The organism is Mesorhizobium sp. P3_A9 (genome assembly GCF_056402975.1).
On record NZ_JBFUGJ010000234.1, the window covers coordinates 1 to 9,615 of the forward strand.

The following is a 9,615-nucleotide window of genomic DNA, read 5'->3' on the forward strand; positions in this document are numbered from 1 at the left end:
CCGTCATAGCGGATGTGCAGCACCGGYYTSGYGGCAACCGYGTYCTCGGCGATGCCTTGCGCGGCGAGYTCGGCGATGACSGCYTTYCTCAAGRCGGCAATGAGGSYGYCGATCTCGGTTCTSGACTCTTCGGCAAGYGGCTTMAGCAGCGCCTGYTGGCGYGAGGCRAACACCGARGMCAGGCCGATGCCATAGGCMGAAAGCAGGCCGGAGAAGGGGTGGATCAGCACCGCYTCCATGCCGAGCGCGTCGGCRACCAGGCAKGCRTGCTGGCCRCCGGCGCCGCCRAAGCAGTTGAGCAGGTATTCGGTGACGTCATAGCCGCGCTGCACGGAAATCTTCTTGATGGCGTTAGCCATATTCTCGACGGCGATGGTGACAAAGCCCTCGGCGACCGCTTCCGGTGAGCGACCGTCGCCGATTTCGGCGGCCAGCGCGCTGAATTTCTTGCGCACGGTGCCGACATCAAGCGGTTCGTTCTGGCCGGGGCCAAAAATGGCCGGGAAGAAATCCGGCTGCAGCTTGCCGAGCATGACGTTGGCGTCGGTGACGGCCAGCGGCCCGCCGCGCCGGTAGGCGGCGGGGCCGGGATTGGCACCGGCGGAGTCCGGTCCGGCGCGAAAACGGCCTGCCTCGTAATGCAGGACCGAACCGCCGCCGGCGGCTACAGTGTGGATGCGCATCATCGGCGCGCGGACCCGCACGCCGGCGACTTCGGTGTCGAAGGCGCGCTCATACTCACCATCATAGTGGGCGACGTCGGTGGAGGTGCCGCCCATGTCGAAGCCGATGACTTTTTCGAAACCGGCAAGCTTCGCCGTCTCGACCATGCCGACGACCCCACCGGCCGGACCTGACAGCAGCGCGTCCTTGCCCTGGAACATGTCGGCGGCGGTGAGGCCGCCAGAGGACATCATGAACATAAGGCGAGGCGACTGGTCGCTCTCTTCTTCGGATGGGTAGATTGGCGCCGCGCCCAACTCGCCCGCCACTTTTTGCACATAGCGCGACAGGATGGGCGAGAGATAGCTATCGACCACGGTGGTATCGCCGCGACCGACCAGCTTGATCAGCGGCGAGACCTCATGGCTGACCGAAACCTGGGCGAAACCGATCTTGCGGCAGACCGTGGCCACCGCCTTCTCGTGATCGGGGTATTTCCAGGCATGCATGAAGACGATGGCGACGGCATCGATGCCATCGGCCTTGGCCTGCTCGATCGCCGGCCGGCAAGCAGCGATGTCGAGCAGCCGCTCGACGCAGCCATCGGCCAGCACGCGCTCGTTGATTTCGATGACGCGCTCGTAGAGCTGCTCGGGAAGGATGATCTCCTTGGCGAAAATGTCGGGCCGCGCCTGGTAGGCGATCCTGAGCGCATCGCGAAAGCCCTTGGTGATGAGCAGGAGCACGCGGTCGCCCTTGCGCTCCAGAAGCGCGTTGGTGGCGACCGTGGTGCCCATCTTGATGTCGCCGATCAGGCCGGACGGGACCGTGGCGCCCGATTCGAGGCCGAGCAGATCGCGGATGCCTTGGATGGCGGCATCGGCATAGGCCTCGGGATTCTCCGAAAGCAGCTTGCGCGGATGCAGCCCACCCTGAGGGTCTCGGCCGATGACGTCGGTGAAGGTGCCGCCGCGATCGATCCAGAAATCCCATTTCGCGGCCATGGCTGTAGTCTCCGGCATTTTCGTTTCCAGCTTTCGTTGTTAATGCGCCAACGCGCCGGCAGCAACGCATCCCGTTGATGTTACATGCGGAAACGCAACGTTACGAAACTCATGGCCGCGTCGCGCATTTCCTCTTTAACCGTTCACTGCAACGTGAGCGTGTGTTGAAGGAGAGATATTATGAAAAAGCTCATTCTAGCTTCCGTGTCCGCCCTTGCCCTGCTGGGCGTCGCAGCCTGCAGCGACAGCGGCACCGACAAGACCACCACGCAGAGCACCAATCCGCCGGCTGCCGAACAGCCGATGAAGCCTGCGGCCCCGGCCGACAATTCGACCAAGCCTGCCGAGCCGGCTCCGGCAACGCCTGCTCCTGCGCCCGCGCAGTAGTTTGTAAAGCAGTAAGAGTGTCTTGGGAGGAAGGGCCGGCGTCTCGCCGGCCTTTTCTTGCAAGGCGACCATCCGGGCGCGACCATCCGGGATCGCCTCTCGTTCATAGACCCGGGCCATCGTTCATAGACCGGGCCGTTATTGGCTTGATAGCGGGGACCGGTTGGCTCTATGAAGCGGGCCATGTCGATTTGGGACCGCCTCGGCGAGTTTATTACTCGGGTATCATCTTCAGCAACGTCGGGTGTTGCCGACGTCGTCGAGGCTGTGCGCACGGTTTTCTCCGGCGATGCCGATCTGCGCCGCCGCGTCGCTTTCTCGGTGGCGATGATCGCGCTTTCGGCCAAGATGGCCAAGGCCGACGGCATCGTCACCCAGGACGAGGTGCGTGCTTTCCAGGAAATATTCGAAGTGCCGCCGAAGGAGACGCGCAACGTGGCGCGGCTGTTCGATCTCGCCCAGCGCGACGTGGCCGGGTTCGAGACCTATGCCGAGCGCATGGCGCAGATGTGCGGCTCCGGGCATTCCAATTGCGTGATGCTGGAAGACATACTCGACGGCCTGTTCCACATCGCCAAGGCCGACGGGGTGGTGCATGAGGGCGAAGGAATCTTCCTGCACCGTATCGCCGAGATTTTTCGCATCGACGAGGCGCATTACGAAGCCATCATGGCGCGCCACGTCAACCTTGGCGCCGGCGACCCCTATGTCGTGCTCGGCATCGAGCGCGGCAAGCCGTTCGACGAGGTCAAGAAGCGGTATCGCAAGCTGGTGTCCGACAATCATCCCGACCGACTGATCGCGCGTGGCCTGCCGCAGGAATTCATCAAGATCGCGACGACCAGGGTCGCGGCGATCAACGCCGCCTATGAAATGATCGAGCGGGGCCTGCGGCACGTATGAGCGGTTTCCTGCCCGACGAGCCGAGCGCCGAGGTCAGGGTATCGCCGAATTTCGGACCAAGGCGCGACACGCTGAAGCCCGACATGATCGTGCTGCACTATACCGGCATGGCGACGGGCGCCGGAGCGGAGGCGTGKCTGTGCGATCCGGCAAGCGAGGTTTCGTCGCACTATCTCGTCCATGAGAACGGCCACATCGTGCAGATGGTGCGGGAAAGCGACCGCGCCTGGCACGCCGGCAAGAGTTCCTGGTTCGGGCGCACCGACATCAATTCCTGCTCGATCGGCATCGAGATCGTCAATCCGGGCCATTCGCTGGGCTATCCCGGCTTCCCCCGGCGCCAGATCGCTGCGGTGATAGGCCTGTGCAAGGGGATTGCCGCGCGGCATGCGATCCCTGCCAGGCGGGTGCTGGCGCATTCCGACGTGGCGCCGGGACGCAAGATCGATCCGGGTGAGAAGTTCCCGTGGGCAGCGCTATTCGAGGCCGGCGTCGGCCATCTCGTGCCGGCCGCCCCCATCAGGCGCGGCGCCGTGCTGAACCCCGGTGACAGCGGTGCCGATGTCGAGGCGCTGCAGTCGATGCTGGCGCTCTACGGCTATGGTGTCGAGATCTCAGGCATTTTCGACCATCAGACACGGATCGTCGTCGAGGCCTTCCAACGGCATTTCCGGTCCCGTCTGGTCGATGGGCTGGCCGACGGCTCGACGATGCGCACGCTGCAAAAAATGCTTGCTTCTAGGGGCCGCTGACCAGGGTCAGCGCGCTGCCCAAGTAATCTTTTTCCCCTGTCAGGTTACAAACTGTCACTCAAAGTGACTTGCCCTGCCTTCATTGGCGCCAATTCGGGCTTCAAAGGGCACTTCGTACAGTTTGTCGGACGTCTATCCCCCCGGATGTTTCGATATTAATCAAGCCGTGCCACGCGAAGATCTTCGCGTGGTCCAGACAGAACAGGATCACATGCAGAAATTGACCGTTGTAACGGCAGCTCTTGCTGCCGGCGTAATGACTTTTGCCTTCAACGCGGCTGACGCCGCGCCGGTAAGCCCACGTGCCGATCAGGGGCTCGTCGCGGCGACCGCCAAGGGCAAGGCCATTTCGGCCAAAAGCGGCAGGAGCACGAAGGCAACGGCGAAGCAGGCTTCCGCGAAGGTGGAAAAGGCCAAGACGAAGAAATCCGTCGCCAAAAGGCAGACCAAGCGCGGTCGCAAAACCATCGACATGACGACAACGGCATCGATCGGCCTCAGGAACGTCGCTGCGTCGACGGCAGCGGTGGCCAGCAGCGGCCAGTACTCCGCGATCGTCGCCCGCTATGCGGCGAGCTATGGCGTTCCGGTGTCGCTGGCCAATGCCGTCATCACGATCGAGAGCAACTACCGGCCGAACATGGTCGGCGGCGCCGGCGAGATCGGCCTGATGCAGATCAAGCCGGCGACGGCGCGGATGATGGGCTATAACGGCTCGGCCAAGGGTCTCTTCGATCCCGACACCAACATCAAATACGGCATGAAGTATCTCGCTTTGGCGCAGAACCTTGGCGGTGGCACCACCTGTGGCACGATCCTGAAATACAATGCCGGCCATGCCGCGACGCGGATGAACCCGATCTCGGCCGCCTATTGCAGCAAGGTCAAGGTGCAGATGGCGGCGCTTTGATCGCAAGTTGCGAGAGCCGGCGGACAAGCCGGCTTTTTCATTTGCGTTTTCCCGGCTGAACCCCTTTATACGCCTTGCCAGCTGGCTGGGCGGCCGCACTCGCAAACGCCGAAAGGCCGCGAGTGAGGAAAGTCCGGGCTCCATGGAGACACGGTGCCGGTTAATGGCCGGCGGGGGCGACCCCAGGGAAAGTGCCACAGAAAGCAAACCGCCACGACTTTGTCGTGGTAAGGGTGAAAGGGTGGGGTAAGAGCCCACCGCGCGACTGGCAACAGGAGCGGCACGGTAAACCCCACCGGGAGCAAAACCGAATAGGGGCGGTGCGAGGGGAAACCCTCGAGGGCTGTTTCCGGCTCACCGTCCGGGTAGGTTGCGTGAGGCGCATGGCAACATGCGCCCAAGATGAATGGCCGCCACGTTCTCGTCCCGCAAGGGGCGGGGGCCATACAAAACCCGGCTTATAGGCCAGCTGGCAGTTTCTCCCGAAGAGATATCCTTTGAAATCAGCAGGTTGCGCCCTCGGGCGCGCCTGTCGATTCAAATTTCTCAGGTATTCGCCGGCAATCCGGTAACTGGCCAACGCTTGAATCCGGTGCGATTAAATCGTACCATTTGTTCTGCGAATGGTATCGGGAGCCTATCATGGGACAGGTCGACAAGCGCAGCATCACGCTGTCGCCGGAACTGGCGCAAGCGGTGGACGATGTGGTCGCCGCCGGCGAATATGCCTCGGCGAGCGAAGTGATCCGCGATGCGCTGCGGCAGTGGAAGGACCGCCGCGATCTCTTCGGCTACACGGTCGAGGAACTGCGCAAGCTGGTGCAGGAAGGGATCGACAGCGGGTCGGCACAGGACGGCCAGCCAATCATGGAACGACTGCGCGCCAAATACCTGAAGATGGCTGAGGCCAAAGGCTTTCAGGAGTGAAATACCGTCTGCTTCCTCAAGCAGTGGTCGACCTCGAAAGCATCGGTGACTACATCGCCGATCACGATCCACGGGCTGCTGTCCGGCTCGTGGATGCGCTGGAACGACGTTGGGACTTACTCACCCTCCATCCCTTCTCAGGCGCGCCACGCGACGATATCGCGCCCGGCATCCGTCATCTGGTCGTCGGCGACTATCTCACTCTGTATCGGGTCGGCAGCGACGCGATCGAAATTGTTCGCGTGCTGCACGGCCATCGCAACATCGAAGCCGACGACCTCGGTCCGTGATCGGCCCGGTCAGCCGCTGATCCTCTCCAGCGAAATCTCGATCGCCTTCCAGAGTTCTTCCACCGGTTCGCAGCCAACCGAGAGGCGGATGAAGCCTGGCGGCACCGCATCGCCTCGTTTCGAGCGCCGCTCGGCCGAAGTGTGGACGCCGCCAAAGGAGGTCGCAGCCTCGATCAGTTGGCAATTGTTGATGAAATCCTCGGCCTTGTCCTCCGAGGCAAGCTCGAACGAGATGAGGAAGCCGAAACGCTCCATCTGGACGCGGGCAAGGTTGTGCGAGGTATCGCCATTCAGGCCGGGGAAACGTAGGCCATGGACGGCTCGATGTTCCTTCAGCCGTTGCGCGATGGTTTCGGCCGATGAGCACATGCGGTCGAAGCGCACCTCCAGTGTTTCGAGGCCGCGATGCACCAGCCAGGCCTCGAACGGTCCGGGAATGCCGCCGGCCATTGCGCGCCAGTCCGTCACTTTGGTGATGATGTCGGCGTTGCGGCTGGCGACATGGCCGAACAGTACGTCCGAATGGCCGTTAACCGCCTTGGTGTCGGCAGAGACGACGACATCGGCGCCGAAGTCGAGCGGACGCTGGCCGAATGGCGTCATTGTCGTGTTGTCGACGACAAGGATCCCGCCCTGTTCGTGAACAGCCTTGGCGATGGCCGAGATGTCGCAGATGTCCAGCCGCGGATTGGATGGGGTTTCCAAGAAGACCAGCGAATAGCCTTCGAAGCCGCCGTCAACGAAGGTCGGCGTCGGCCTGATGTCGCAGGTGATGCCAAGCGGCTTCAGGAAGCGTTCGGCCATCGCGCGCGTGGCGTGATAACCGTCCGCGGGCAGGAGCACGCGATCGCCCGATTTCAGTAGCGCGAAAAACACCGACGAAATCGCGCCCATTCCAGAAGGAAAACTCACGCATTGCGCATCTTCCAGATGGCCGAGCACATGTTCCACGGCGCGCCAGGTTGGATTGTCGTAGCGGCCATATTGATCGACCCCGGTCTCGACGCCCGGCGTGTGAAAGATCGACGCCATGGTCAGCGGCAAGGGGATGGGATCGCCGCTGGCGAAATCGCGGCTGCGCAAATGGGATAGTTCGGCGGCGCGTGACTTTGCCGTCTCGGACATGAGCTCGATCCTTGTTTTTGGGCGGAAGACGTCGCTCGACGCTATGCGGGCGGGTGATCCGCGGCAAGTCGCGTCTTTTGGGCCAAAGCGCTCTAAACGCTTCGTTAGGCTTAATGGATCATAAAGACGAGACGTGCCGTAACGGCTGCTCGGATTAGTCGCTATGCGCGCGTTTGTGAAGCCTATTCCCGTTGACGCCCATAGTACCCCATGATATCCCATTTTGACATCAAAGCCTTCGTTCCGCGTCAGGGTAAAGCGTACGCCAATCGGGCAGCCGCGGCGGCTGCGCGTTTGCCGTTTTTTGCCCGTGTGGACGAGCTGGCTGTGGGGCAGGGAACGCGCTGCGGCGGCGCGTACGAGACGATGAAGAGGGGTGCGGCGGCGSAAGCGGCTGTARCGYTTAATGGACCGGTTTCTGTCRAACACGGTGAGCAGGATCGATGCGAAGGGGCGGGTGTCCGTTCCGGCGCATTTCCGCGCTGTCGTGCAGAAACGCGGCTACTCGGAACTCTACGCRCTGCGCTGTCTGGACCTGCCGGCGATGGATGTCGGCGGGCTCGATCTGCTCGACCGCTACGAGCAGCGCATCGCGCAGGAAGATCCCTTCCTGCAGACGGCGGACGACATGTCGTTCTTCTGCCATGGCGAYGGAACGTTTCTGAAACTCGACCAGGACGGCCGCATCACGATGAGCGATTTCATCCGCGAACACACCGGTATCTCGGCGGAGGTGGCCTTTGTCGGGCGCGGCAATTTCTTTCAAATATGGGAGCCGGGACGGCTTGCCGCCTATGGGGCGCAGGCGCGGGCCAGGCTTTTGCAGCTTCGGCAGGGGACGAAGCCTGGGGAGCGACCGGAATGATGGCGGGCCACGGCGATGATACCAACGCCGTTGGCGGATCGGTCCGCCACATTCCGGTCCTCCTTGGCGAAGTGCTCGAGGCATTGGCGCCGGCGGAGGGCGACATCATCATCGACGGCACGTTCGGCGCAGGGGGCTACACCAAAGCCATTCTGGCGACCGGGGCTTCTGTTGTTGCGATCGACCGCGATCCCGACGCCATCGTGGCCGGACGCGATCTCGAGGCGCAATCGGGCGGCCGGCTGAAGCTGGTGCAGGCGCCGTTCTCGACGCTCGACGAACATGCAGAACGGGTCGATGGGGTCGTGCTCGACATTGGCGTCTCCTCCATGCAGCTCGACCAGGCCGAGCGCGGATTCTCGTTCCGCAATGACGGCCCGCTCGACATGCGCATGGCGCAGGCGGGCCTGAGCGCTGCCGATGTCGTCAACAGCTTCAAGCCTGGCGACCTTGCCCGCATCTTCGGCTTCCTCGGCGAGGAGCGCCACGCCGGGCGCATCGCCCGCATGATCGAGGCGCGCCGCGAAAAGCGGCCGTTCGAGCGCACGCTGGAACTGGCGGACGCCATCGAGACGCATGTCGGCCGCGCCCCGAAGGACAAGATCCACCCGGCCACCCGCGTCTTCCAGGCGCTGCGCATTTTCGTCAATGACGAGCTCGGCGAACTGGCCAAGGCGCTGTTTGCGGCAGAGCGCGCGCTGAAGCCGGGCGGACGGCTCGCCGTGGTGACGTTCCATTCGCTGGAAGACCGCATCGTCAAGCGCTTCATCGCCGACCGGGCCGACGTCGCCACGGGATCACGTCATCTGCCCGAGGCGCATGCGCGCACCGCGACCTTCCGTAAGGCCGGTGGCGGCGTGACGGCTGATGATGCCGAGGTCGCGGCCAATCCGCGCGCCCGCTCGGCCAGACTGCGCGCCGCGATCCGCACCGATGCGCCTGCGCGCGGCGGCGATTTTTCGATTTTCGGCCTTCCAAAGCTTCCCGGCATCAATTTGCCGGGAGAGAGGTAAGCACGTGTTCCGTACCAGCGACATTGTCCTGATCGCCGTCATGGTTTCGGCGGCGGCCCTGACCTACAAGACCAAGCGCGAGGCAGAGGATCAGCTGGCGGCGGTGCAGAAGATCCATAACCAGATACGCTATGAGGAGGAGACGATCGACCTGCTCAAGGCCGACTGGAGTCTGCTCACCCAACCGTCACGCCTGCAGAAACTCGCCGAACTCTACAAGTCGCAGCTCGCCCTCGAGCCGGTCAGTGCGCGCCAGATCGTCGGCTTGAGCGACCTGCCGGCCAAAGCCCTCGATATTCAGGACATCCTGAAAGGGCGCCAGGACAGCATGGCCGACAATTCCGACAAGGCGCCGTCTGGCGACAAGGATCCCGTCGTGACCGGAGACATCGCCCAATGATCGGCAAATTGCTGAAGCGTCGTGCCAGGACGGGTGAGGACGGATCGATCGTCGTTGAGGGCGCCCGCAAGGCGACCGGCGGCAAAGGCAAAGCGCGCATCGTCATGACGATGGCGGTGTTCTTCGGCATCTTCTCGACCATTTCGGGGCGGCTGGTCTATCTCGGCTTCCAGACGCCTGACCTGTCGGGCGGCCCGCAGAGCCGGATCACCGCCTCGCGGCCCGACATTGTCGATCGCAATGGCGAGGTGCTGGCGACGGACATCAAGACAGCGTCGCTGTTCGCCGAGCCGCGCCGCATCGTCGATGCCGACGAGGCGATCGAGAAGCTGTCCACCGTGCTGCCCGAGATCGATTACGAGCAGACCTACCACAA

At 63.1% G+C, this 9,615-nt stretch carries 11 protein-coding genes, 1 other RNA gene and 1 pseudogene; 11 read left to right on the plus strand and 2 right to left on the minus strand.

The window, feature by feature from the left end; translation table 11 throughout:
* Window positions 1-1,667 (minus strand): hydantoinase/oxoprolinase family protein (locus tag AC1DX0_RS24905; protein ID WP_477357189.1); only part of this gene is annotated, 1,667 nt, incomplete at its 3' end.
* Between the two features lie 180 nt (window positions 1,668-1,847).
* Between AC1DX0_RS24905 and AC1DX0_RS24910 the strand changes: the two genes are divergently transcribed.
* The 7 genes from AC1DX0_RS24910 (at window position 1,848) to AC1DX0_RS24940 (ending at window position 5,836) form a co-directional block, all read left to right on the plus strand.
* On the plus strand, window positions 1,848-2,054 hold the full coding sequence (locus AC1DX0_RS24910; protein ID WP_027044745.1) for a hypothetical protein: 207 nt from the start codon (window positions 1,848-1,850) through the stop codon (window positions 2,052-2,054).
* A gap of 183 nt (window positions 2,055-2,237) precedes the next feature.
* The gene (locus AC1DX0_RS24915) at window positions 2,238-2,957 is read left to right on the plus strand and encodes a TerB family tellurite resistance protein (RefSeq protein ID WP_475450090.1); all 720 of its coding nucleotides are present in this window, start codon (window positions 2,238-2,240) and stop codon (window positions 2,955-2,957) included.
* Window positions 2,954-3,709 carry a peptidoglycan recognition protein family protein gene (locus tag AC1DX0_RS24920; protein WP_477357187.1) on the plus strand — a complete coding sequence of 252 codons (756 nt, stop codon included), beginning with the start codon at window positions 2,954-2,956 and terminating at the stop codon, window positions 3,707-3,709. The genes AC1DX0_RS24915 and AC1DX0_RS24920 overlap by 4 nt, the downstream gene beginning before the upstream one ends.
* A 211-nt stretch (window positions 3,710-3,920) precedes the next feature.
* Window positions 3,921-4,619 (plus strand): lytic transglycosylase domain-containing protein, encoded by a 699-nt coding sequence (locus AC1DX0_RS24925; protein WP_477221918.1) that lies wholly within the window; start codon window positions 3,921-3,923, stop codon window positions 4,617-4,619.
* A gap of 77 nt (window positions 4,620-4,696) precedes the next feature.
* An RNA gene (gene rnpB, locus AC1DX0_RS24930) (RNase P RNA component class A) lies at window positions 4,697-5,096 on the plus strand.
* A 165-nt stretch (window positions 5,097-5,261) separates the two neighbouring features.
* Window positions 5,262-5,546: a type II toxin-antitoxin system ParD family antitoxin gene (locus tag AC1DX0_RS24935; protein ID WP_477221919.1), complete on the plus strand. Its 285-nt coding sequence runs from the start codon at window positions 5,262-5,264 to the stop codon at window positions 5,544-5,546.
* Window positions 5,543-5,836, plus strand: coding sequence for a type II toxin-antitoxin system RelE/ParE family toxin (locus AC1DX0_RS24940; RefSeq protein WP_477221920.1), 294 nt, complete (start codon window positions 5,543-5,545; stop codon window positions 5,834-5,836). The genes AC1DX0_RS24935 and AC1DX0_RS24940 overlap by 4 nt, the downstream gene beginning before the upstream one ends.
* Window positions 5,837-5,845: 9 nt before the next feature.
* On the opposite strand, the gene AC1DX0_RS24945 is transcribed toward AC1DX0_RS24940, so the two are convergent.
* Window positions 5,846-6,961 carry a cystathionine gamma-lyase gene (locus AC1DX0_RS24945; RefSeq protein ID WP_477221921.1) on the minus strand — a complete coding sequence of 372 codons (1,116 nt, stop codon included), beginning with the start codon at window positions 6,959-6,961 and terminating at the stop codon, window positions 5,846-5,848.
* A 406-nt stretch (window positions 6,962-7,367) separates the two neighbouring features.
* On the opposite strand from AC1DX0_RS24945, the gene mraZ reads away from it, so the two are divergent.
* From mraZ to AC1DX0_RS24965, 4 genes and pseudogenes are all read left to right on the plus strand, one after another.
* Window positions 7,368-7,826, plus strand: coding sequence for a division/cell wall cluster transcriptional repressor MraZ (gene mraZ, locus AC1DX0_RS24950; protein ID WP_027044751.1), 459 nt, complete (start codon window positions 7,368-7,370; stop codon window positions 7,824-7,826).
* Window positions 7,823-8,839: a 16S rRNA (cytosine(1402)-N(4))-methyltransferase RsmH gene (rsmH, locus tag AC1DX0_RS24955; protein WP_477221922.1), complete on the plus strand. Its 1,017-nt coding sequence runs from the start codon at window positions 7,823-7,825 to the stop codon at window positions 8,837-8,839. Before mraZ ends, rsmH begins: the two co-directional genes overlap by 4 nt.
* 4 nt (window positions 8,840-8,843) lie before the next feature.
* The gene (ftsL, locus tag AC1DX0_RS24960; RefSeq protein WP_095202153.1) at window positions 8,844-9,239 is read left to right on the plus strand and encodes a cell division protein FtsL; all 396 of its coding nucleotides are present in this window, start codon (window positions 8,844-8,846) and stop codon (window positions 9,237-9,239) included.
* Window positions 9,236-9,615, plus strand: a pseudogene (locus tag AC1DX0_RS24965) (penicillin-binding protein 2); the annotation flags it as partial. The gene ftsL and the pseudogene AC1DX0_RS24965, both read left to right, overlap by 4 nt.